This is a genomic window from Actinomadura sp. B10D3, from assembly GCF_039871695.1.
Lineage (GTDB): Bacteria > Actinomycetota > Actinomycetes > Streptosporangiales > Streptosporangiaceae > Spirillospora > Spirillospora madurae.
The window spans coordinates 104927-125673 of sequence record NZ_JBDPLY010000029.1; the positions used below are offsets into that span (position 1 = coordinate 104927).

The following is a 20747-nucleotide window of genomic DNA, read 5'->3' on the forward strand; positions in this document are numbered from 1 at the left end:
TGCGGCTCACCGACCCCTCACCGGACGCCGATGTCGGTGTGCAGCCGGATCTGCCGGACGGGCTCGCCCATGTCGAGGGTGCGGGCGGTGCCGTCGGGCGCCCACCCGGCCGAGCCGAGGAACGACCGGGTGACCTCGTCGCCCTCGAACACCCAGGAGATCAGGGTGGTGAAGCCGTCCTCGCGGAGCAGGTCCACGGTGGCGGCGAGCAGCCGGCTGCCGTGCCCGGCGCGGGCGTGCAGCGGGTCGACGAGCAGGCCGATCAGCTCGGCGGTGTCGTCCGGGCCGGTGTCGGGGTCCTCGGCCGGCCCGTGCGCGGCGAAGCCGACGACCAGGTCGGACGCCACCGCGACCAGCAGCCGGTGCCGGGGGCTCGGCGGCGCCGTGGCGGCCTCCGCCCATTTCTCCCGCCACCGCTCCACGGCGGCGTCGCCGGTCACCTCGTCGAGGACGCCGGCCGGCAGCAGGTCGCGGTACCCGTGCCGCCACGCCCGCACCTGGATATCGGCGACGGCGGCCGCGTCCGCACGCCGCGCGGGCCGCACCCCCACATCCGCCATGCCGTCCCACGTCCTCTCTCCGGGGCCCCGGCCTTCATCCGGAGACCCGCTCACCCTAGCGAGCGCCGGTCAGGCGGGGGTGCGCCGCCGGGCCCGGTAGGCGCGCGTCTTGGTGCGGTTCCCGCAGGTGCTCATCGAGCACCACGCCCGGGACCGGTTCTTGGACGTGTCCACGAACGCCCAGCGGCAGGTGTCCTGCTGGCAGACCTTCATCCGGGGCCAGATCCCGGCGGACACCGCTTCCATGATCGCGGCGGCGATGCGGGCGAGCCCCGCGGCGGCCGTGCCGGGCGGGTCGAGCGGCAGCAGGGCGGGGCGCGGGCCGGTCAGCTCGACACGCAGCGGCAGGGCGGCCAGGGCGTCGTCCAGGTCGCCGGGGAGGTCCGACTCCTGCGGCCCGTGGTTGGCGGACATGGCCTCGCGCAGGCCCTCGCGCAGGGTGAGCGCGGTGCGCAGGTCGGCCTCGCCGGCCCGCGTCCCGTCCGGGACGAGGCCGCGGTCGGCAAGCCACCCTGCCAGCTCGCCGGGCGTCGCGAGCGCGTCCGCGCCCGACTCGACGTCGAGTGTGTTGACGAAGCCGGTCAGCAGCAGCGCGGCGTCCTCGTTCTCGCGAGTGTCGGCCATCGCCCCTCCTGCCTGTCCTCGTCAAGCCTACCAACCGGCGACACCGCCATAAAGGTTTCACCGGTTGCGCGACGGCGACACCGGCGTTAGGCTTTTGGTGGTGTCAATGAACGGGAGGACGACATGAACGAGCTGCCGTACCTGGGGGCGCTCGCGATGCGGCATGCCTGGGCGGAGCGCGAGTACGCGCGCCTCCACGCCGACATCGTGGAGGCGAGGCTGACCGCCCGCGCGCGGGCGACGGAGAAGGCCGCCGAGCGGCGCGCCCGCCTGCGCGCACGGTTCGGCGGCCTGCCGCTGCCGCGCCGCGACCGGCCGGCCCCGCACTGCGCGCGTGCCGCGGCGCGCTCCGCGGGCGCGGTCGGCCTCACCGGAGGTGCCCGATGACCCCGGTGGTGGGCAACATCGTGATCGACTGCGCCGACCTGGAGGCGATGGCGGCCTTCTGGGGCGGCCTGCTCGGCCTGAAGACGACGGTCGCGAACGCCGACTGGCTCGACCTGGAGCGGCTGGGGGAGGGCGGCCCGGTCCTGTCCTTCCAGCGCGTCCCCGAGGGCAAGAAGGTCAAGAACCGGCTGCACCTGGACCTGGACGTCCCCGACGTCCGCGCCGCCGGCGAGCGCGCGGCCCGGCTGGGCGCGACCCCCGCCGCCGAACCGATGGGCAACCCGGCCTCCCCCTTCCAGGTGTGGCGCGACCCCGAGGGCAACGAGTTCTGCTTCTGCACCGCCTCATGACAACCGCGCTATGACAGCAGGACGGCGGCGAGGCGGCGGACGCCCTCCGCCAGCTCCGCCTCCGAGGCCGCGGTCGCGTACCCGATCCGCAGGTGCGGGGCCGGGGCCTCGGCGGGGAAGAAGGGCCGTCCCGCGCTGACCAGGACCCCGGCGCGCAGGGCGGCCTCCGCCAGCGCGGCGTCGTCCGCGCCGTCCGGCAGCCGGGCCCACAGGTGCAGACCGCCCGCCGGGCGGTTCACGCGCAGCTCCGGCAGGTCGCGGGCGAGCGCGGCGAGCAGCGCGTCGCGGCGCGACCGCAGGGCGGTCCGGACGGCGCGCAGGTGCCGCGGCCAGCCGGGCGAGCTGACCAGTTCGAGCAGCGTCTCCTGCAGCGGGCGCGCCGGGAAGAACTCCTCGACGAGCTGGGTGGCGCGGACCCGCTCGGCGACCGGGCCCCGGGCCACCACCGCGGCCACCCGCAGGCTGGGCGCGGTGGCCTTGGTCAGGGACGCGATGTGCACGACCCGGCCATCTCCGTCCGCGGCGATCAGCGGCGGCGGCGGGGCCGCGTCGATGCCGAGGTGGCGCGCGAAGTCGTCCTCGACCACGAACGCGCCGGCGGCGCGCGCCACGTCCAGCACCCGCTCGCGCCGCTCCGCGTCCAGCACCGCGCCGGTCGGGTTGTGGAAGGCGGGCTGCGTGTAGAGGACGCGCGCCCCGGTCATCGCGAACGCCTCGGCGAGCAGGTCGGGGCGCACGCCGTGCGCGTCCACCGGGACCGGCACCGGGTGCAGCCCGCCGGCCCGCGCCACCGCGAGGACGCCGAGGTAGGTCGGCGACTCGACCAGCAGGGGCGCGCCCGGCGGGAGCAGTGCCCGCAGGACGGTCGTCAGCGACTGCTGCCCGCCGCTGGTGATCACCACGTCGGCGGGGGCGACGCCGCCCCCGACGGTGCGGGCGAACCAGGCGCGCAGCTCCGGCACCCCGCCGAGCGGCGGCATCTCCCACGCGTCCGGCCGCCGGGCCGCCCGCGCCCCCGCCGCGGCCAGCGCCCGCACCGGCTGGAGCGAGGGATGCAGGTAGCCACCGCTGAGCGCGGCCACGCCCTCGGGAGGCGGGGTGAGCAGCCACGCCACCCCGGACGGGTCGACGGACCGGTCCCCGAGCGTCACCGCCTGCCAGCCGAGGTCGGCCGGCTCCGGGACGCCCTCCCGGCGCTCCGCGGCGAACGTGCCGCTGCCCGGACGGGTCACCACCAGGCCCTCGGCGGCCAGCACGCCCAGCGCCCGGGACACCGTCACCGGGCTGACCCGGTGCCGCTCGACCAGCGCGCGGCTCGACGGGAGCCGCTCCCCGGGGCTCATCCGCTGGACGGCGGCGCGCAGCGTTCCGGCGAGCGCCATCACACTGCTATCGTCTTTCATGAGGAACAAAGATAGCGCTACTGTCCTGACGCCGGTAGCGGACCCGGCCTCCGGGCCCGGCCTGTGGCTCGCCGGGCTGGGCGTCCTGATCTACTCCTTCACCCTGCCCGCGACGGTCTTCGCGCTCGAAGGCCTCGACCCGTACATGATCGGCGTCGGCCGCAACGCCGCCGCGGCCCTGCTCGCCGCGGCCGTGCTGCTTGCGGTCCGGGCGCGCCCTCCGCGCCGCGGCCAGTGGGGGAGCCTCGCGGTCGTCGTGGCCGGCGTGATCTTCGGTTTCCCGGTGCTGTCCACGCTCGCCCTCGACCACGGCGCCTCGTCCGCACACTCCGCGGTCGTCGTCGGGCTGCTGCCCGCCGCCACCTCCGTCTGCGGCGTGCTGCGCGCGGGGGAGCGGCCCTCCGGCGCGTTCTGGCTCGCGAGCGCGGCCGGCACGGTCTGCGTCACCGGCTTCGCCCTGATCCGCGGCGCCGGCCACGTCACGGCCGCCGACCTGCTGCTGTTCGGCGCGCTCCTCGCCGCCGCGGCCGGGTACACCGAAGGGGCCCGGCTGGCCCGCGACATGCCGGGCTGGCGCGTCATCTCCTGGGCGCTCGTGCTGGCGGCGCCCATCACCGTCCCGGTGACCGCGTGGCTGCTCGCCACCACCCGTCCCGTCTGGACCGGGCACGCCGTGCTCGGCTTCGGCTACGTCGCCGCCTTCTCCGCCTACCTGGGCTTCTTCGCCTGGTACGAGGGGCTGGCGCGGGCCGGGATCGCCCGCGCCAGCCAGGTCCAGCTCGCGCAGCCGGTGCTGACGCTGGCGTGGTCGGGGATCATGCTCGCCGAGGTGGTCGACGCCACGACCGTGCTCGCGGCCGTGGCCGTGCTGGTGTGCGTCGCCCTCACCCAGCGGACCCGCGTCCGCCGGGCCCCGCGGGACCCGGCGGAGCAGGCGCTCGTCAGTCCTTCACGATCTGGGCGAGGAGCGTGATGACGGCCACGCCGACGCCGATGGGAACGGCGAACCGCGGGGCCACCGCGGTGAGGACGGCGGCGCCGACCGCCACCAAGACGATCACGAGCGTTCGGGTGCTGATCAGGGGGCGCGGCTCGCCCTGGCTCGGTGGGACTCGCATGCCGGCTCGACCTCCATCCATCTGGACGTAAGGACCGGGGCGGCTCCCCATCGAGACCACGGGGGCCGACACTGCCGAGCCGCCTCGTCTCAACAGGGTTCCCGCGCCGCGCCCGGCCGTCCCGCGCGGCGCGCGGTCTCGGCCCAACCATGATCATTTCGTGGCCGCGGTGTGGGAGCGGCGAGACGGAATCCTGGTGGAGCGCGTTCGAGGTAGGTGGATGATCCGGGATCATTGCCCGATGAGGAGATTCGGGTGGGTCGGGCGGCTTCTGCGCTGGACGGGGTGGGCGGTGGCCTACGGGTTCGGCCTGGCCGCGCTCGTGCTCGCCGGCGCCTGGGTGTGGTGGCAGCAGGAGCCCGAGGCGCGCGGCACCGAGGCCAACGCGCTGTGGGCCCGGCACCAGTGGGTGGGGGAGCCGCACACGGACGCCGAGTACCGCGCGCTCGGGACCCTGCTGAAGCGGCACCGCATCACCGACGTGTTCTTCCACACCGGCCCGTTCGAGGCGGACGGGTCGGTCCCCGCCGCCAAGTACCGCAACGCGCGGCGGCTCATCGAGGCCATGCGCGAGTACGCGCCGGGCGTCCGCGCGCAGGCGTACCTGGGCCAGATCCGGGTGGTGGACGGCAAGGGCGTCATCGACCTCGACGACCCGGCCGTCCGGGAGCAGGTCCTCCGGACCGACGCGATCTTCCTCGATCTCGGTTTCGACGGCATCCACTACGACTTCGAGCCCATCTACCCCGACGACCGCGCGTTCCTGACGCTCATGGACCGGACCCGCGAGCTGACGAGGAGCAGGGGCAGGCTGCTGTCGGTGGCGCTGGAGCAGCAGACGCTCCTGGACGCCGCGCAGCCCGTCTACAAGGCGCTCCTGCCGCGCGGCGGGACGTCGTTCTCGTTCCACTACCCGCCGCGTCCGACGGAGGACTTCCTGCGCGCCGTCGCGGACCGGGCCGACCAGGTGGCGATCATGACGTACGACGTGTCGCTGCCGACCCGCGCGCTCGCCGGATGGCACTTCGCCCGGCACACCCGGACGACGCTGGAGCTCATCGGCGACCGGACGACCGTCTTCATGGGCGTCCCCACCTACCGCCCCCTCATGGAGTGGTCGGAGGACCTCTCCGTCGCGCTGCGCGGCGTCCGCCGCGGGATCGACGACCTGGAGCGGCCGCCGAAGCGGCCGTACGGCGTCGGCGTGTACGCGGAGTGGACCACGAACCCGGACGAATGGGCCCGTTACCGCGCCACCTGGCTGCCCCGGACGACAGAAAGTCTTGGCGCCTGAGAAACCTGCGCGGTCACGTTTCGTTTCTCGCGTATGCCCAGGTAAAAAGGGGTGGATAGTCCGGGATGCCGGGGGGTAAGGCTCGGTGCGGACGGTCAGGATACGACCGGCGGATGGCAAAGGAAGTGGGGACGAGGCCGATGGGCGTTCAGCAGTCCGCGCGGCACGACGCCGACAGGATCGGCGAGCTGGCAGCCGAGTTCGCCGGCTGGCGGATCGGACGGGGCGGGTCCGGCCTCTGGTGGGCCGTCCGCGGCAACGATCTCGTGCGCACCCCCGACGTCGAGGAGCTCCGGGTCCGGCTGCACGAGATGACCGTGGGGTCGCGTTATCCAACCGAGTCCGGGAAGTGGCCGGACTGACCCCGTAACGAGGCATTTGCGTGCCACGATGTCGGATGTGGGAGCCGCCGCCACGCGTACCCCCGAGCGTGTGGCGGCGGCTTCCTCCCATTTTGGGGTAGGTCGGCTTCGACCTGCGGGTCCAAGTCGATCGGCCGGAACGGTACCGTTCGTTGCATGGCACCCAGCACAACGACTGACGCTCCGTTCGGACGGATGCTGACCGCCATGGTCACTCCGTTCCTGCCGGACGGCGGCGTCGACTACGACGGCGCCGCGCGCCTCGCGACCCACCTGGTCGACGAGCGGCGCCACGACGGCCTCGTCGTCAACGGGACGACGGGCGAGTCGCCCACGACGAGCGACGAAGAGAAGAGCAAGCTTCTGCGCGCGGTCATCGACGCCGTCGGCGACCGCGCGGTGATCGTCGCCGGTGCCGGCACGAACCACACCGAGCACACCCTGAAACTCGCGCGGCAGGCCGAGGCCGCCGGCGCGCACGGTCTGCTCGTCGTCACCCCCTACTACAACAAGCCCCCGCAGGAGGGCCTCGTCCGCCACTTCACGGCGGTGGCCGACGCCACGGGCCTGCCCTGCATGCTGTACGACATCCCGGGCCGCGCCGGGGTGCCGATCCAGAACGACACGCTCGTGCGGCTCGCCGAGCACCCGCGGATCGTCGCCGTCAAGGACGCCAAGGGCGACCTGTTCGGCGCGTCCCGGGTGATGGCGGAGACCGACCTCGTCTGGTACTCCGGCGACGACAACCTCAACCTGCCCTGGCTGTCGGTGGGCGCCGCGGGGTTCGTCAGCGTGGTCGGCCATGTCGTCGGCGTCGAGCTCCATGAGATGATCGACGCATACCGCGCGGGCGACCACGGGCGGGCGCTGGAGATCCACCGGCGCCTGCTGCCCGTGGTCACCGCCATCATGACCCGTACGCAGGGCGCCATCGCCGTCAAGGCAGCGCTGAACCTGCTCGGCCTTCCCGGCGGCGGCCCGCTCCGCGCGCCGCTGCTGGAGGCCTCGCCGGAGTTCGCGGCGCGCCTGCGCGAAGACCTCACGATAGGGGGAGTCAAAGTGCCTGAGGCAGTCATCCCGGAGGTCGCCCGGTGAGTCATCCTCACCCGGAGCTGCCGGACCCGCCCGCACCGCCGAAGGGCGGCCTGCGCATCGTCCCCCTGGGCGGGCTCGGGGAGATCGGCCGCAACATGACGGTGTTCGAGTACGGCGGGCGCCTGCTCATCGTCGACTGCGGCGTGCTGTTCCCCGAGACCGAGCAGCCCGGAATCGACCTCATCCTGCCCGACTTCGAGTACATCAGGGAGCGCCTGGACGACATCGAGGCCGTCATCCTCACGCACGGCCACGAGGACCACATCGGCGCCGTCCCCTACCTGCTGCGCGAGCGCCGCGACATCCCGCTCGTCGGCTCCCGGCTCACGCTGGCGCTGCTCGAGGCCAAGCTCACCGAGCACCGGATCAAACCCGTCACCGACGTGGTCGCGGAGGGCGGGCACCGCACCTTCGGGCCGTTCGGCTGCGAGTTCCTCGCCGTCAACCACTCGATCCCGGACGCGCTCGCGGTCGCCGTCCGCACGCCCGCCGGCCTCGTCCTGCACACCGGCGACTTCAAGATGGACCAGCTCCCGCTGGACGGCCGGCTCACCGACCTGCCCGGGTTCGCCCGGCTCGGCGCCGACGGCATCGACCTGCTGATGTCCGACTCCACCAACGCCGAGGTGTCCGGCTTCGTCACCAGCGAGCGCAACATCGGCCCGGTCGTCGACGAGGTCTTCCGCACCGCGCAGGAACGGCTCATCGTCGCCTGCTTCGCCTCGCACATCCACCGCGTCCAGCAGGTCCTGGACGCGGCCGTCGCCAACGGCCGCAAGGTCTGCTTCGTCGGCCGGTCGATGGTCCGCAACATGGGCGTCGCGCGCGAGCTCGGGTACCTGAGCGTCCCCGAGGGCGTCATGGTCGACCAGAAGGAGATCGACGACATCCCCGGCGACCGGCTGGTGCTGGTGTGCACCGGCTCGCAGGGCGAGCCGATGTCCGCGCTGTCGCGGATGGCGAACCGCGACCACTCGATCCGCATCACCGAGCGCGACACCGTGATGCTGGCGTCGTCGCTGATCCCCGGCAACGAGAACGCGGTCAACCGCGTCATCAACGGGCTCACCCGGTGGGGCGCCCGCGTCGTCCATAAGGGCAACGCGCTGGTGCACGTGTCCGGGCACGCGTCGGCGGGCGAGCTGCTGTACGTGCTCAACGTGACCAAGCCGGCGAACTTCATGCCGATCCACGGCGAGTGGCGGCACCTGCGCGCGCACGCCAAGCTCGCGGCGCTCACCGGCGTGCCGGAGGAGGGCGTCGTCATCGCCGAGGACGGCGTCGTCGTCGACCTCGTGGACGGCCGCGCGAGCATCGTCGGCGCCGTCCCGGCCGGGTACGTGTACGTCGACGGCCTCTCGGTCGGCGAGGTCACCGAGACCTCGCTGAAGGACCGGCGCATCCTGGGCGAGGAGGGGTTCGTCTCCATCGTCGTCGGGATCGACTCCACGTCCGGCAAGCTCGTCGCCGGGCCCGAGGTGCACGCCCGCGGCGCCGGCATCGTCAACGAGGACTTCGACGCGGTCATCGCGCGGATCGAGGACGTGCTGCGGGACGCCGCCGGGAACGGCGTGAACGACCTGCACCAGATAGGCCAGCTGATCCGGCGCACGGTCGGCAAGTGGGTGAGCGACAACTACCGCCGCCGCCCGATGATCGTCCCGGTCGTCGTCGAGGTCTGAGCTCCGGGGAACGGGACGGCCGCGGGCCCCCGCGGCCGTCCCGTTCCCCAACACGCCCGCCGCCATCCCTGGAACCGCCGGGGTCCTTGGTTACTCTCATAACCATGGCCACACGTGCGTCCGGGGGCGCGAAGAGCTCCTCGCGTGCGGGGGGCACGGCTCGCAAGGCCGCAGGTTCGACCCCCCGGAAGCGACCGAGCGGCACCTCGAAGGGCGGCCGCGGCTCGGGGCGGGGGCGCCCCCCGCGGAAGCCCGACCCGATCCCCCTCGCGATCCTCGGGTTCTTCCAGCTCCTGTTCAAGCTGTACCTGCTCGCGGCGGTCGCGGTCGGTTCCGTCTTCCGCGCCTACGGGAACGGCGCCCGCAACCTCGACCCCGAGCACCGCCGCGACGGGCTCGGGCTCGCGCTGCTCGGCTCCTCGATCGTGCTGGCCTCGGTGACCTGGTTCCGGCCCGACGGCGTCGTGACGATCGCGCTGGAGAAGCTGGTGCGCGGCGGCCTCGGCATCATGGCGATGGCGATGCCCGTCCTGCTGGCGCTGCTGGCCTGGCGGACGCTGCGGCACCCCGAGCACCACGAGGACACCGGCCGCATCGTCATCGGCATCACCGCGCTCGGCGTCGGCGTGCTCGGCATCCTGCACATCTCCGCCGGGGTCCCGTCCCCCGCGAAGGACATGGACGGCGTCCGCGCGGCGGGCGGCGTCGTCGGCTGGCTGGTGTCGGCCCCGCTGGAGGCGGCGCTGAGCGGGTGGGTGGCCGTCCCGCTGCTGCTCCTGCTGTCGGGGTTCGGGCTGCTGGTGGTGACCGCGACGCCGATCGCGAAGGTCCCCGAGCGGGTCGCCGACCTGTGGGCGATGGCGACGCTGCAGAACCGCCCCGAGCGCCCGGCCGCCGGCGAGGGCGGGAGCGAGGACGGCGAGGCGCCGAAGAAGCGGCGGCGCAGGAAGAAGCCCGAGGAGGACCCGGAGGAGCTTGAGGTCGGCGAGCACTCCCGGCCCTACGACACCCCCCTCCTGGAGGACGTCCCGAACAAGCCGGACCGGCCGAGGCGCGACCTCGCCGACGAGCTGTTCGAGCCCGACCCGTTCGGCGGCGCCGAGGTGCCGCCGCCCGCGCCGCCCGGCGACGACGAGCCGGCGGACGAGCTCGTGGCCGGCGCGCCGGCGGCGGACGCCCCGGAGCCGCCCGAGGTGCCCGACCCGACGCCGGCGCCGCGCCGGTCCGAGCAGCTGCCGCTGTCGTCGTCCGGCGAGGTCTACGTGCTGCCCGACCCGTCGGCGCTGCGTCCCGGCAGCGTGTCCAAGCCGCGCACGAAGGCCAACGACACGGTGGTGAACGCGCTCACCGGCGTGCTGGAGCAGTTCGACATCGACGCGCAGGTCACCGGGTTCACCCGCGGCCCGACCATCACCCGGTACGAGATCGAGCTCGGCCCCGCGGTGAAGGTCGAGAAGGTCACCGCGCTGACGAAGAACATCGCCTACGCGGTGAAGAGCGCCGACGTGCGCATCATCTCCCCGATCCCCGGCAAGTCGGCGATCGGCGTGGAGATCCCGAACACCGACAAGGACATCGTCAGCCTCGGCGACGTGCTGCGCTCGCCCGCCGCGACGAACGAGCACCACCCGATGATCGTCGGCCTCGGCAAGGACGTCGAGGGGCGCACGGTCGTCGCCAACCTGGCCAAGATGCCGCACATCCTCATCGCGGGCGCGACCGGGGCCGGCAAGTCGACGTGCATCAACGGGCTCATCACCTCGATCCTGATGCGCGCCACGCCGGACGAGGTGCGGATGATCCTCGTCGACCCCAAGCGGGTCGAGCTGACGATGTACCAGGGGATCCCCCACCTCATCACCCCGATCATCACCAACCCGAAGAAGGCCGCGGAGGCCCTCGACTGGGTCGTCGGCGAGATGGACCGCCGCTACGACGACCTCGCCGCGTCCGGGTACCGGCACATCGACGACTTCAACAAGGCGGTGAAGGCGGGCAAGCTCAAGCCGCCGCCCGGCAGCGAGCGCGTCTACACGCCGTACCCGTACATGCTGGTCATCGTGGACGAGCTGGCCGACCTGATGATGGTCGCGCCGCGCGACGTGGAGGACTCCGTCGTCCGCATCACCCAGCTCGCCCGCGCCGCCGGCATCCACCTCGTGCTCGCCACGCAGCGCCCGTCGGTGGACGTCGTCACCGGGCTCATCAAGGCCAACGTCCCGTCCCGGCTGGCGTTCGCGACCTCCTCGCTGTCCGACAGCCGCGTCATCCTCGACCAGCCGGGCGCGGAGAAGCTCGTCGGCCAGGGCGACGCGCTGTTCCTGCCGATGGGCGCGAGCAAGCCGATGCGCATCCAGAACGCCTACGTCGCCGAGAAGGAGATCCACGGAATCGTCGACCACTGCAAGGGGCAGATGGAGGCGAGGTACCGGGAGGACGTCGGCGCGTCCGGCGCACCGAAGAAGGAGATCGACGAGGAGATCGGCGACGACATGGACCTGCTCGTCCAGGCGATCGAGCTGGTCGTGTCCACCCAGTTCGGGTCGACGTCGATGCTGCAGCGCAAGCTCCGCGTCGGGTTCGCCAAGGCCGGGCGGCTGATGGACCTGATGGAGAGCCGCGACATCGTGGGGCCGAGCGAGGGCTCCAAGGCGCGGGACGTGCTGGCCAAGCCGGACGATCTCCCCGGGGTGCTCGCGGAGTTGCGCGGCGGCGGGTGAGCGCGGGGCGCCAGGGCATTGCGGAATGATGCGAAATCTTGCCCTGTTTCGAACGTGTTGGCTGTCGCCCAGCGGGCATTGCCGTTTCTAGACTGGTGTCCGCAATCATGCGGAGTCGGCCACGAGCGCCCCTGAAGGAGGCCCGACGTGAGCATCGGTGAGACCTTGGCGGAACAACGTCAGCGGGCCGGTCTCTCGGTGACACAGGTGAGTCTCCAGACGCGGATACGCGAGACCGTCATCCGCGGCATGGAGGCCGACGACTTCTCGGCGTGCGGCGGCAACTTCTACGCCCGCGGACACATCCGCAGCATCTCGCGGGTCATCGGCATCGATCCGGAACCGCTCGTCGCCGAGTTCGACGCCGCGCACGGCGGCGCCCCGCAGCCCGTCTCGGCGGTGTCGGCGTTCGAGCCGGAGCAGCCCGTCGCGTTCCGGGAGCGCCGCGCGCCCAACTGGAGCGCCGCGATGGCGCTCGCGCTCGCCCTCGTGGTGATCTACGGGGTCGTCCAGGTGGTCGGCAGCGGCGGGGGCGGCGAGCGCCGCACCGCGCAGCAGGTCGCCGGGACGCCGGCGGCGCCCACGCCGTCGCCCACCCCGTCCGCGCGCAACGACGGCCCGGTCGCGCAGGCGCCGCGCACCAAGGTCGAGGTGAGCGTCGAGGCGAAGCGGACGACGTGGCTGAACGTCCGCGGCGACAAGGGCGAGACGCTGTTCAGCGGCATGCTGCGCGAGGGCGACCAGAAGGACTTCAGCGCCAAGAAGAAGGTGCGGATGGTGATCGGCGTCGGGGGCAGCGTCGACCTGACCGTCAACGGCAAGCACCTGGGCTCGCCCGGCAAGGGCGAGGGCGTGCAGCGGCTCACCTTCGACCGCGACGACCCCGAGCCCGCGTAGGCCGCGCGGAGCGCCGCCCCGGCGACCCGTCCAGGCCTGCGCGCCCATTACCTTAGGGGCATGTCGACTCGCCGCAAGGTCTCGCTCATCACGCTCGGCTGCGCCCGCAACGAGGTCGATTCCGAGGAGCTCGCCGCGCGCATCGAGGACGCGGGATGGGACCTTGCCGACGGCGCGGACGACGGCGCCGACGTGGTGGTCGTCAACACCTGCGGGTTCATCGAGGCCGCGAAGAAGGACTCCATCGACACGCTGCTCGCCGCGCACGACTCCGGCGCCAAGGTCGTGGCGGCCGGCTGCATGGCCGAGCGCTACGGCAGGGAGCTGGCGGAGGCGCTGCCCGAGGCCGACGCGGTGATCGGCTTCGACGACTACACCGCGATCGGCGAGCGGCTGGACGACGTCATGGCGGGCCGCGCGCACGCCGCGCACACGCCGCGCGACCGCCGGACCCTGCTGCCCATCAGCCCGGTCGAGCGGTCCTCCGCCGGCGTCGCGATCCCGGGGCACGGCGGACCGGCCGACCTGCCGGAGGGGACGGCTCCCGCGTCCGGCCCGCGGGTGCTGCGGCGGCGCCTCGGCGGCGGCCCGGTCGCGCCGCTGAAGCTGGCGTCCGGCTGCGACCGGCGCTGCACGTTCTGCGCGATCCCCGCGTTCCGCGGCGCCTACGTGTCGCGCCCGCCGGAGGAGGTCCTGGAGGAGGCGCGCTGGCTCGCCGGTCACGGCGCCCGCGAGCTGGTGCTCGTCAGCGAGAACTCCACGTCGTACGGCAAGGACCTGGGCGACCTGCGCGCGCTGGAGAAGCTGCTGCCCCGCCTCGCCGCGGTGGACGGGGTCGAGCGCGTGCGGGTCAGCTACCTGCAGCCGGCGGAGACCCGGCCGGGGCTCATCGAGGCGATCTGCGGCACGCCCGGCGTCGCCCCGTACTTCGACATGTCCTTCCAGCACGCGAGCGGGCCGGTGCTGCGGTCCATGCGCAGGTTCGGGGACCGGGAGCGGTTCCTCGGGCTGCTCGACCAGATCCGCGCGCTGGCGCCGGAGGCGGGCGTGCGCTCCAACTTCATCGTCGGCTTCCCCGGCGAGACCGAGGACGACTTCGAGGAGCTGGCGGAGTTCCTCGCGGCGGCCCGCCTCGACGCCGTCGGCGTGTTCGGCTACTCCGACGAGGAGGGGACGGAGGCCGCGAACCTGGACGGCAAGCTCGACCCCGCCGAGGTCGCCGCCCGGGTCGAGGAGCTGTCCGCCCTGGCCGAGGAGCTGACGGCGCAGCGCGCCGAGGACCGCGTCGGCTCGACGGTGCGCGTCCTGCTGGAGGACAAGACGGAGGACGGGGCGGACGACGGCGCCTTCGAAGGCCGCGGTGAGCACCAGGCGCCCGAGGTGGACGGGACGGTCCTCGTCCGCGGCGCGGGGCTCGCCCTCGGCGAGATCGTGGCCGCCCGGGTCACGGGCAGCGACGGCGTGGACCTCATCGCGGACGTCTCATGATCGCCGGCACCCCGGATCCGGTCGCGGGCTCCCCGGAGCCGCCGCAGGCGGGCGTGTGGAACATCGCCAACGCGCTGACGCTCGCCCGGATCGCGCTGGTGCCGGTGTTCGTGTGGCTGTTCTTCCTGGACGGCACCGGCTGGCGGCTCGCCGCGTTCGGGGTGTTCGCCGTCGCCTCGATCACCGACAAGATCGACGGCGACATCGCGCGGGCCCGCGGCCTGGTCACCGACTTCGGCAAGATCGCCGACCCGATCGCGGACAAGGCGCTCACCGGCGCGGCGCTGGTCAGCCTGTCGGTGATGGGGGAGCTGTGGTGGTGGGTGACCGCCGCCATCATGGTCCGCGAGATCGGCATCACGGTGATGCGGTTCGCCGTCATCCGGCGCGGGGTGATCCCGGCCAGCAAGGGCGGCAAGCTGAAGACGATGCTGCAGGTCTTCGCGATCGGCTTCTACATCCTGCCGGGCCCGCTGGACTACCTGCGCTGGGCCACGATGGGCGCCGCCCTCGTCGTCACCGTCGCGACGGGGATCGACTACGTCGTCCAGGCCTGGCGCCTGCGCCGCACCGGTTCCGAAGCCTCCTGAGAAGGCGCGGGGAGGACGCCGAGAGGGCGCTCAGAGCCCGAGCAGCGCCGGGGCGTCGGCCAGCGCGCGCCAGTGGGACCCGGGGTCGGGGACGAGCCGTCGCTTCTCCAGGTCGAGCAGTCCGCCGAGGCTGCTGATCTCGGCGGCCAGGGACCCGTCCGCCTTCCGCAGTTCCTGCCGCATCCGGAACGTCCTGCCCTCGCCCCAGTGGAACGTGCACGTGATGTCGACGTCGTCGCCCGCACGCAGCTCGCGGTGGTAGCGGATGGTGTTCTCGAGGGTCACGGGCCCGACACCGGTCGCGATCAGCTCGTCCACGGAGATGCCGGCAGCGCGCAGGCACTCCCAGCGGGCATGGTCGCCGTACTGGTGGTAGACGGCGCTGTTGAGATGGCCCTGGGTGTCCAGCTCGTAGGCGCGCACGGTGACCCGCACCGTGAAGGGTGGCGTCATCGTCTCTCCTCCTCGGATGCGGTCTCCTCGTACCCGGCCAGCCATTCGCGGGATTTGGCCGTGAGGTAGCGCAGGCCGTCGCCGCCGATCTCGACCCAGTCGCCGCGCGTCCAGCCGCCGGTCGTCTGCGGCGCGAAGCCGTGCCGTTTGAACAGCGCGGACGCCTCGTCCTTGCGGAGGCCGCCGGACCCCCACTCGCGCATGACGCGGGCCATGCGCTCCAGTTCCCCGGGCTCGTCGGGGCCGTCCAGGGCGCCGGCGATCTCCTCCAGGCCGCGCGCGATGAGCCGCAGGCCCGCCTGCAACCGGGCGCGGTCGATCGGTTCGTCCACCCGGCCATCGTAGAGCGATCGCTAGCGATCGCCAAGCGATGATGCGCAGGCCGGCTCCTCGCCCACGTGCAGGGTGCCGAGCGTGCGGGGGATGCCGAGCCGGCCGAACATGATCTCCCGGGCGCCGTCGAAGCGCTCGGTCCGGTAGCCGGCCAGGGCGCGCAGCGGCTCGGGGGACCGGCGGGCCGTCTCCTGGTCGGTGTTGATGATGACGCAGCGGCCGCACGGCCGGACGAGCTCGATCTCCGCCTCGTCGCCGCGCAGCCCGGTGACGGCGTCCTCGCCGTACGGGCCGAGGCCGCGCAGGACGATGTTGGGTCGGAAGCGGGCCATCGGGAGCCGGCCGCCCAGCCGCCGGTTCAGGTCGTCCAGCGACTCGGCCGACAGCACCGAGACCGGGTAGCCGTCGGCGTAGGTCAGCGTCCCGCCGCCCAGCGCGGTCGGACGCGTCCCGGTGAAGCGGACGAGGCGGCAGGGACGGCCGAGGGCGCCGGAGAACCACGCCGCGGCCTCGTCGCCCTGGTCGATGCCCTGGCACGGGCGGCGGTGCACGGTCACGTCGACCGCGGGCCCGTCGGTCGCCTCGCACACCAGCGGCGCGGACGCGAGCGGTGCCCGGACGGTGAGCTTCACACCGTCGAAGTCCGGGCGGACCAGGGCGAGCTCGGGGACCTCCCGCTGCGACAGGTGGCGCCCGTCCGGGCGGACGAGCATGAACTCCCGGTCGTGGCGCAGCCCGTTCGGGGTCAGTGCGGCCGTGGTCAGCGGGACGGCCCCGGCACTCTTGATCGGGAAGACGTTCAGCCCGGCGATGACGGCCCTCATGTGACGGACGGTACGGACCGATTCCCTGGGCGGCCAGGGAAACGGGCGATACTTGACACCGATTCGTCAGCTTGGAGGACGGGCGGGGATGGCAGCGGGCCTACGCGCGCCGGTGCGGGGCCGTGCTGCGCGGGCTGTCGCGGGCGTGAGCACGCGAGCGGGCCGCGAGAACACGCCCACCCCGGTCGTGGTCCCGCGGCCCCGTATTCGCGGGTGCTGCGGTAACGATTATCCCGTGCGCCCGGCCGTGCGGACGCACCCGCGGAGTGAGTTTTGACTCACACCGTTACCGGGGCATCAGCGTCATGTCGGGCTTACCACGCGAATCCGCACCGGTAGATTCGGGGCCCTGCGGCGTGCGGACGGCGGACAGGGGACGCGATGCGGGTCGAACTGCTCACCGTCGGGGACGAGCTGCTCCTCGGCGACACGGTCAACGGCAACGCGGCCTGGCTCGGACGCCGGCTCGCCGAGCACGGCGCCGACGTCACCCGCAGCGTCGTCGTCGGAGACGAGACGGACGTCATCGTCGCGGCGGTCACGTCCGCGCTGGAGCGCGCCGACGCGGTCATCACGACGGGCGGGCTCGGCCCCACCTACGACGACGTGACCCGGGACGCGCTGGCCAAGGCCGCCGGCGTCGCGCTCGTCCGGGACGCGGGCCTGGAGCGGCGGCTGCGCGAGCGGGTCGCCCGGGCCGGCCGCGAGCTGCAGCCGATGGCGCTGCGCATGGCGGACGTCCCCGAGGGCGCCCGGGTGCTGGCCAACTCCGCCGGCTCGGCTCCCGGCCTGCGGGTCGAGCTGCCCGGCGGGCCCGTGTACGCGCTGCCCGGCGTCCCGTTCGAGATGCGCACCATCATGGACGAGGCCGTGCTGCCGGAGCTGGCGGAGATCGCCGGGCTGCCCGCGGTGGCGCGCCGCACCCTGCGCACCGCCCGGCTGTGGGAGTCGGTCGTCGCGACCCGGCTCGCCGAGGTCGAGGCGATGGACGGGGTGAAGCTCGCCTACCTGCCCGACCCCGCCGAGGTGAAGGTCCGCATCACCGTGGCGGGGGCGGACGCCCCGGAGCGCCTGGCGGGCGTGGAGGCGCGCGTGCGGGAGCTGCTCGGCCCGGCCGTGTACGGGGTCGAGGACGAGTCGCTCGCGCTGGTCGTGCACCGGCTGCTCGCCGAGCGGGGCGAGACCGTGGCGGCGGCGGAGTCGCTGACCGGCGGGCTCATCGGCGCGGAGCTGACCCGGACGCCGGGGTCGTCGGCCACCTACGGCGGGGGCGTCGTCGCCTACGCCACCGATGTGAAGCGGCGGCTGCTGGGGGTTTCCGGCGACCTGCTCGCCGCGCACGGGGCCGTGCACCCGGACGTGGCCGCCGCGATGGCCGCGGGCGTCCGGGAGGCCCTCGGGACGACGTACGGGCTCGCGGTCACCGGTGTCGCCGGCCCCGACCCGCAGGACGGCCATCCGGTGGGAACGGTCTACATCGGACTGGCCGGTCCGGAAAAATCACGCACGGTCGTCAGGCCGCGGCTGCCCGTGCCCGGGAACGGGCCGGAGACGCGGGGGGTCGTGCGCCGGATGACGGTCGTGCACGCTCTTGAACTGCTGAGACGTCGCTTGCTGGGGCTTGACGTGGAGGACGGGAACGGCGAGGGTCGGGTGGATCGGGAAGATCCGGGCTGATTACAGCGTTACGTTCCGAGCGAACACGAAATCAACGGTCTGCCATGGCCACCGTCAAGCCGGGTACGGTGGAACCGGCAGATGGTCCGAACTGAGGGAGGGAGCGAGACGATGGTCCTGCTTCGCCAGCTGCTCGGTGACGTACTGCGGCAGCTGCGGCTGCGCCAGGGACGCACCCTCCGTGAGGTGTCCGCGGCCGCGCGGGTGTCGCTCGGCTACCTGTCCGAGGTGGAACGGGGGCAGAAAGAGGCTTCTTCGGAGCTGCTGTCCTCGATCTGCAAGGCCCTGGGCGTCCCGCTGTCGCACGTGCTGAGGGACGTCGCGGATCAGCTCGCCTTGGCCGAGCTGCAGCACGAGCCCGTCATGGCGGGCGCGCCGGAGCACGAGCGGATCCCCGCCGAGCGGATCCCCGAGACCCCCGAGGAGATCACCGGCGAGTTCCGCGGCGACATGGTCGCGGCCTGATCCTCCGGCCCGTCACCGGGCCCGCTTTCATGCGCCGACCTGGGCCGCGGGTGTGCGCGGCCTCACGCATGAACGCGACATTTCCGGGGATCGTTCCGTGTTGTGAGGGATAACTGTAACGATGCGGAAGGAGCCCGACATGGCGGCGATCAAGAGCCCGCTCGGCGAGGCCGACCAGAAGGTCGTGGGGGACGCCTTGCAGGGCGCCCTCGTCGACCTCATCGATCTGGCTTTGGTGGCCAAGCAGGCGCACTGGAACCTGACGGGGCGGAACTTCAAGGTCGTCCATGAGCACCTGGACGAGATCGTCTCTCTGGCCCGCAGCGGCCAGGACGACGTCGCCGAGCGCGCTGTCACGATCGGCGTGAACCCCGACGGCCGTGCCCGCACGGTCGCCGACCACAGCCGGGTGCCGCAGCCCGAGGCCGGGTACCTGGACGACGACAAGGTGGTCGCCGCGATCACCGACACCCTGGCGCAGATCATCAGCCGGTTCCGCGAGCGCATCGCGAAGACCGACGAGCCGGACCAGGTCACGCAGGACCTGCTCATCGGCATCACCGCCGGGCTTGAGAAGCAGCACTGGATGTTCCAGGCGCAGACCTGACGCGCGTTCCGCCCGCCCAGGGCTCCGGCACACCGGGTGGACGAGAATCCATGGACGGCCTCGGCCCCGCACCGCTTCCGGCGCGGGGCCGAGGCCTTTCGGTGTTCCGGTGCGGCCCGGCCCGGAATGTGGGGATCATGAGTCATGCGCCTTCTCAGCAGAGCCGTCACGCTCGGCGCCGCGACGCTCGCCCTCGCCGCCTGCGGGACCGAGGGCGACGGAGCGGGCCGGACCTGCACGGCGATCGGGTCCATGCCGGGCCTGCGGCTGGCCGTGCCCGCGCCCGACGCGGAGCGGATCGACAGCGCCTCCATGCGGGTCTGCTGGAACGGGGAGTGCCGGGAGCCCCTCATCGAGTTGCACCCCACGTCGACGGCGGTCTCGACCGGCTGCGACGGCGACGAGCCCGACGCCGCCTGCGGGGCGTCCGCGTCGCCCGACGGCGGCAAGGCGGGCTTCGCGCAGGTCGAGGGGCTCCCGAAGCAGCCCGTCCGGGTCACGGTCAGGCTGCGCGACGCCGAGGGCCGGACGGTGCTCGACAAGAGCCTCGACGTCACCCCGAAGGCCACGTTCCCCAACGGGCCGGGCTGCGGAGAGGGCCGTCCGCAGGCGGTGCTGACGGTCGCCGGCGGACGGGTCGCCGTGCGCTGATCACGCCCCCAGGTGGTCCAGGACGGTGTCGGCGAACTCGACGGCCAGCGGGCTGAGGGCGTCCCACCGGCGGGCGGCCCAGCCGGCGGTGAGCGGCGGCAGGTCCGGGACCGGGACGAGGCGGACGTCTCCCGTCCCGCCTCCCCAGCCCGGCAGCGCCGGCAGGATCGCGTGGCCGAGGCCGAGTTCGGCCAGCAGCAGCGCCGTGTCCCAGTCGGCGACGCTCGTGGTGGACGCCAGCCGCACCCCGTGCCGCTCCAGGTGCATCTCCAGGTGGACGCGGGACGTGGAGTGCGCGGGCAGTTCGATGTGCCGGATTCCGGACAGGTCGTCCAGCGCGATGGCCTTGCGGTCCGCCAGGGGATCGGCGGCGTGCACCGCGAGCATCCAGGGCAGCTCGCAGGACGCCCGCTGCTCGACCCCTTCCAGAGGTGGCCCGATCGTCACCCAGGCCAGGTCCGCCTTGTGCGCGCGGACCGCCTCCAGGCACCGCCGGCTCGACCCGGCCGTCTCGAACTGGAGCGCGGCCTCGGGGTGGCGGGCGCGGAACACGGCCACACCGGCCGCCATGAAGTGCCGGACGGTGGTCGCGCCGGTCGCGATCCGGACGGTGCCGCCGACGCCGCGCCGCAGGTCGTCGAGCCGGCGCAGCGCGGCGTCGAGCCCCGCGATGCCCTCCGCCGCGGCCTCGTTCAGGATCCGCCCCGCGCGGGTCGGTACCACGCCTCGCGGGCGCCGCTCCAGCAGGACCAGCCCGGTCTCCCGTTCGAGCCGCTTCACGTGCTGGCTGACGGCCGACTGGCTGCACGACAGGTCGCGCGCGACCGCGCTCAGGTTGCCGGACGCGCACACGGCCACGAACACGCGAAGATCGTCCAGGGTCACCAACCCAAGGTAGAGCGAAGAGATCGATAAGGAAACCCGAGAATTGACTTGGGGATGCCGCGGGGCCGACGATCGGTCGTACGGGCGCAGGATCCGGCGACCCGGACCGGCGGCGACCCGCCCTGGGCACCTCGGGGGAGGGCGGGCGCCGACCTCTAGTACTACATCACTAGATCGCGGTTGGTGACTGGTGGGTATCGGTCAGTGATCAGGATGGGGTGTGCGAGCGTGTCGGCATGCCCCCATCCCCTGAGAACGCCGCTGCCGGAGCGGTGACACGTG

Annotated in this window: 23 protein-coding genes; 15 read left to right on the forward strand and 8 right to left on the reverse strand. The window is 73.3% G+C overall.

Annotated features, from left to right (window positions below):
• Positions 1–17 precede the first annotated feature (17 nt).
• Positions 18–560: a GNAT family N-acetyltransferase gene (locus ABGB11_RS33255; RefSeq protein WP_347639427.1), complete on the reverse strand. Its 543-nt coding sequence runs from the start codon at positions 558–560 to the stop codon at positions 18–20.
• A gap of 69 nt (positions 561–629) precedes the next feature.
• Entirely contained in the window at positions 630–1184 is a 555-nt protein-coding gene (locus tag ABGB11_RS33260; protein WP_347639428.1) for a CGNR zinc finger domain-containing protein, read from the reverse strand.
• 123 nt (positions 1185–1307) lie between these two features.
• Here ABGB11_RS33260 and ABGB11_RS33265 point away from each other — a divergent pair, with 123 nt between their 5' ends.
• Both ABGB11_RS33265 and ABGB11_RS33270 read left to right on the forward strand, forming a co-directional pair.
• Entirely contained in the window at positions 1308–1571 is a 264-nt protein-coding gene (locus tag ABGB11_RS33265; protein ID WP_347639429.1) for a hypothetical protein, read from the forward strand.
• Positions 1568–1921, forward strand: a complete 354-nt coding sequence (locus ABGB11_RS33270) for a VOC family protein (protein ID WP_347639430.1) — start codon at positions 1568–1570, stop codon at positions 1919–1921. The genes ABGB11_RS33265 and ABGB11_RS33270 overlap by 4 nt, the downstream gene beginning before the upstream one ends.
• Positions 1922–1929: 8 nt before the next feature.
• On the opposite strand, the gene ABGB11_RS33275 is transcribed toward ABGB11_RS33270, so the two are convergent.
• Positions 1930–3324 (reverse strand): PLP-dependent aminotransferase family protein, encoded by a 1395-nt coding sequence (locus tag ABGB11_RS33275; protein WP_347639431.1) that lies wholly within the window; start codon positions 3322–3324, stop codon positions 1930–1932.
• On the opposite strand from ABGB11_RS33275, the gene ABGB11_RS33280 reads away from it, so the two are divergent.
• Complete coding sequence (locus ABGB11_RS33280) at positions 3323–4297, forward strand: DMT family transporter (protein ID WP_347639432.1); 975 nt, start codon at positions 3323–3325, stop codon at positions 4295–4297. The two genes, ABGB11_RS33275 and ABGB11_RS33280, sit on opposite strands and share 2 nt — an antisense overlap.
• On the opposite strand, the gene ABGB11_RS33285 is transcribed toward ABGB11_RS33280, so the two are convergent.
• Entirely contained in the window at positions 4266–4442 is a 177-nt protein-coding gene (locus tag ABGB11_RS33285) for a hypothetical protein (RefSeq protein WP_347639433.1), read from the reverse strand. The two genes, ABGB11_RS33280 and ABGB11_RS33285, sit on opposite strands and share 32 nt — an antisense overlap.
• Before the next feature lie 241 nt (positions 4443–4683).
• Here ABGB11_RS33285 and ABGB11_RS33290 point away from each other — a divergent pair, with 241 nt between their 5' ends.
• The 8 genes from ABGB11_RS33290 to ABGB11_RS33325 all read left to right on the forward strand — a co-directional run bounded on the left by ABGB11_RS33290 (position 4684) and on the right by ABGB11_RS33325 (position 14570).
• A complete protein-coding gene (locus tag ABGB11_RS33290) occupies positions 4684–5736 on the forward strand; it encodes a hypothetical protein (RefSeq protein WP_347639434.1) in 1053 nt (350 codons plus the stop codon).
• A gap of 113 nt (positions 5737–5849) precedes the next feature.
• Positions 5850–6098, forward strand: coding sequence for a hypothetical protein (locus tag ABGB11_RS33295; protein WP_255271549.1), 249 nt, complete (start codon positions 5850–5852; stop codon positions 6096–6098).
• A gap of 156 nt (positions 6099–6254) precedes the next feature.
• Entirely contained in the window at positions 6255–7193 is a 939-nt protein-coding gene (gene dapA / locus ABGB11_RS33300; RefSeq protein ID WP_347639435.1) for a 4-hydroxy-tetrahydrodipicolinate synthase, read from the forward strand.
• The gene (locus ABGB11_RS33305; RefSeq protein ID WP_347639436.1) at positions 7190–8875 is read left to right on the forward strand and encodes a ribonuclease J; all 1686 of its coding nucleotides are present in this window, start codon (positions 7190–7192) and stop codon (positions 8873–8875) included. Before dapA ends, ABGB11_RS33305 begins: the two co-directional genes overlap by 4 nt.
• Before the next feature lie 104 nt (positions 8876–8979).
• Complete coding sequence (locus tag ABGB11_RS33310) at positions 8980–11595, forward strand: DNA translocase FtsK (RefSeq protein ID WP_347639437.1); 2616 nt, start codon at positions 8980–8982, stop codon at positions 11593–11595.
• A gap of 147 nt (positions 11596–11742) precedes the next feature.
• The gene (locus tag ABGB11_RS33315; protein ID WP_347639438.1) at positions 11743–12492 is read left to right on the forward strand and encodes a helix-turn-helix domain-containing protein; all 750 of its coding nucleotides are present in this window, start codon (positions 11743–11745) and stop codon (positions 12490–12492) included.
• Between the two features lie 60 nt (positions 12493–12552).
• Positions 12553–13980, forward strand: a complete 1428-nt coding sequence (rimO, locus tag ABGB11_RS33320) for a 30S ribosomal protein S12 methylthiotransferase RimO (RefSeq protein WP_347639439.1) — start codon at positions 12553–12555, stop codon at positions 13978–13980.
• Positions 13977–14570, forward strand: a complete 594-nt coding sequence (locus tag ABGB11_RS33325) for a CDP-alcohol phosphatidyltransferase family protein (protein WP_347639440.1) — start codon at positions 13977–13979, stop codon at positions 14568–14570. The genes rimO and ABGB11_RS33325 overlap by 4 nt, the downstream gene beginning before the upstream one ends.
• A 30-nt stretch (positions 14571–14600) precedes the next feature.
• On the opposite strand, the gene ABGB11_RS33330 is transcribed toward ABGB11_RS33325, so the two are convergent.
• The 3 genes from ABGB11_RS33330 to ABGB11_RS33340 are packed head-to-tail and all read right to left on the reverse strand — an operon-like array spanning position 14601 to position 16180.
• Positions 14601–15023 (reverse strand): acyl-CoA thioesterase, encoded by a 423-nt coding sequence (locus tag ABGB11_RS33330; RefSeq protein ID WP_347639441.1) that lies wholly within the window; start codon positions 15021–15023, stop codon positions 14601–14603.
• Positions 15020–15355, reverse strand: coding sequence for a hypothetical protein (locus ABGB11_RS33335; RefSeq protein WP_347639442.1), 336 nt, complete (start codon positions 15353–15355; stop codon positions 15020–15022). The genes ABGB11_RS33330 and ABGB11_RS33335 overlap by 4 nt, the downstream gene beginning before the upstream one ends.
• 21 nt (positions 15356–15376) lie before the next feature.
• Positions 15377–16180, reverse strand: a complete 804-nt coding sequence (locus ABGB11_RS33340) for an MOSC N-terminal beta barrel domain-containing protein (protein WP_347639443.1) — start codon at positions 16178–16180, stop codon at positions 15377–15379.
• Positions 16181–16561: 381 nt separating this feature from the next.
• On the opposite strand from ABGB11_RS33340, the gene ABGB11_RS33345 reads away from it, so the two are divergent.
• The 4 genes from ABGB11_RS33345 (at position 16562) to ABGB11_RS33360 (ending at position 19580) form a co-directional block, all read left to right on the forward strand.
• Positions 16562–17857, forward strand: a complete 1296-nt coding sequence (locus tag ABGB11_RS33345; protein ID WP_347639444.1) for a CinA family nicotinamide mononucleotide deamidase-related protein — start codon at positions 16562–16564, stop codon at positions 17855–17857.
• 111 nt (positions 17858–17968) lie between these two features.
• On the forward strand, positions 17969–18322 hold the full coding sequence (locus tag ABGB11_RS33350; protein ID WP_021598264.1) for a helix-turn-helix transcriptional regulator: 354 nt from the start codon (positions 17969–17971) through the stop codon (positions 18320–18322).
• A 139-nt stretch (positions 18323–18461) separates the two neighbouring features.
• A complete protein-coding gene (locus ABGB11_RS33355) occupies positions 18462–18929 on the forward strand; it encodes a DNA starvation/stationary phase protection protein (protein WP_347639445.1) in 468 nt (155 codons plus the stop codon).
• 144 nt (positions 18930–19073) lie between these two features.
• Positions 19074–19580 carry a hypothetical protein gene (locus tag ABGB11_RS33360; protein WP_347639446.1) on the forward strand — a complete coding sequence of 169 codons (507 nt, stop codon included), beginning with the start codon at positions 19074–19076 and terminating at the stop codon, positions 19578–19580.
• Here ABGB11_RS33360 and ABGB11_RS33365 read toward each other — a convergent pair whose 3' ends face one another.
• Positions 19581–20465, reverse strand: coding sequence for a LysR family transcriptional regulator (locus ABGB11_RS33365; RefSeq protein WP_347639447.1), 885 nt, complete (start codon positions 20463–20465; stop codon positions 19581–19583).
• Positions 20466–20747 lie beyond the last annotated feature (282 nt).

Bases quoted from the DNA above. Each gene is read 5' to 3' on its own strand.
- ABGB11_RS33255 (WP_347639427.1), bottom strand. From the start codon at position 560: ATGGCGGATGTGGGGGTGCGGCCCGCGCGGCGTGCGGACGCGGCCGCC.
- ABGB11_RS33260 (WP_347639428.1), bottom strand. From the start codon at position 1,184: ATGGCCGACACTCGCGAGAACGAGGACGCCGCGCTGCTGCTGACCGGC.
- ABGB11_RS33265 (WP_347639429.1), top strand. From the start codon at position 1,308: ATGAACGAGCTGCCGTACCTGGGGGCGCTCGCGATGCGGCATGCCTGG.
- ABGB11_RS33270 (WP_347639430.1), top strand. From the start codon at position 1,568: ATGACCCCGGTGGTGGGCAACATCGTGATCGACTGCGCCGACCTGGAG.
- ABGB11_RS33280 (WP_347639432.1), top strand. From the start codon at position 3,323: ATGAGGAACAAAGATAGCGCTACTGTCCTGACGCCGGTAGCGGACCCG.
- ABGB11_RS33275 (WP_347639431.1), bottom strand. From the start codon at position 3,324: ATGAAAGACGATAGCAGTGTGATGGCGCTCGCCGGAACGCTGCGCGCC.
- ABGB11_RS33285 (WP_347639433.1), bottom strand. From the start codon at position 4,442: ATGCGAGTCCCACCGAGCCAGGGCGAGCCGCGCCCCCTGATCAGCACC.
- ABGB11_RS33290 (WP_347639434.1), top strand. From the start codon at position 4,684: ATGAGGAGATTCGGGTGGGTCGGGCGGCTTCTGCGCTGGACGGGGTGG.
- ABGB11_RS33295 (WP_255271549.1), top strand. From the start codon at position 5,850: ATGGCAAAGGAAGTGGGGACGAGGCCGATGGGCGTTCAGCAGTCCGCG.
- dapA (WP_347639435.1), top strand. From the start codon at position 6,255: ATGGCACCCAGCACAACGACTGACGCTCCGTTCGGACGGATGCTGACC.
- ABGB11_RS33310 (WP_347639437.1), top strand. From the start codon at position 8,980: ATGGCCACACGTGCGTCCGGGGGCGCGAAGAGCTCCTCGCGTGCGGGG.
- rimO (WP_347639439.1), top strand. From the start codon at position 12,553: ATGTCGACTCGCCGCAAGGTCTCGCTCATCACGCTCGGCTGCGCCCGC.
- ABGB11_RS33325 (WP_347639440.1), top strand. From the start codon at position 13,977: ATGATCGCCGGCACCCCGGATCCGGTCGCGGGCTCCCCGGAGCCGCCG.
- ABGB11_RS33330 (WP_347639441.1), bottom strand. From the start codon at position 15,023: ATGACGCCACCCTTCACGGTGCGGGTCACCGTGCGCGCCTACGAGCTG.
- ABGB11_RS33340 (WP_347639443.1), bottom strand. From the start codon at position 16,180: ATGAGGGCCGTCATCGCCGGGCTGAACGTCTTCCCGATCAAGAGTGCC.
- ABGB11_RS33345 (WP_347639444.1), top strand. From the start codon at position 16,562: ATGCGGGTCGAACTGCTCACCGTCGGGGACGAGCTGCTCCTCGGCGAC.
- ABGB11_RS33350 (WP_021598264.1), top strand. From the start codon at position 17,969: ATGGTCCTGCTTCGCCAGCTGCTCGGTGACGTACTGCGGCAGCTGCGG.
- ABGB11_RS33355 (WP_347639445.1), top strand. From the start codon at position 18,462: ATGGCGGCGATCAAGAGCCCGCTCGGCGAGGCCGACCAGAAGGTCGTG.
- ABGB11_RS33360 (WP_347639446.1), top strand. From the start codon at position 19,074: ATGCGCCTTCTCAGCAGAGCCGTCACGCTCGGCGCCGCGACGCTCGCC.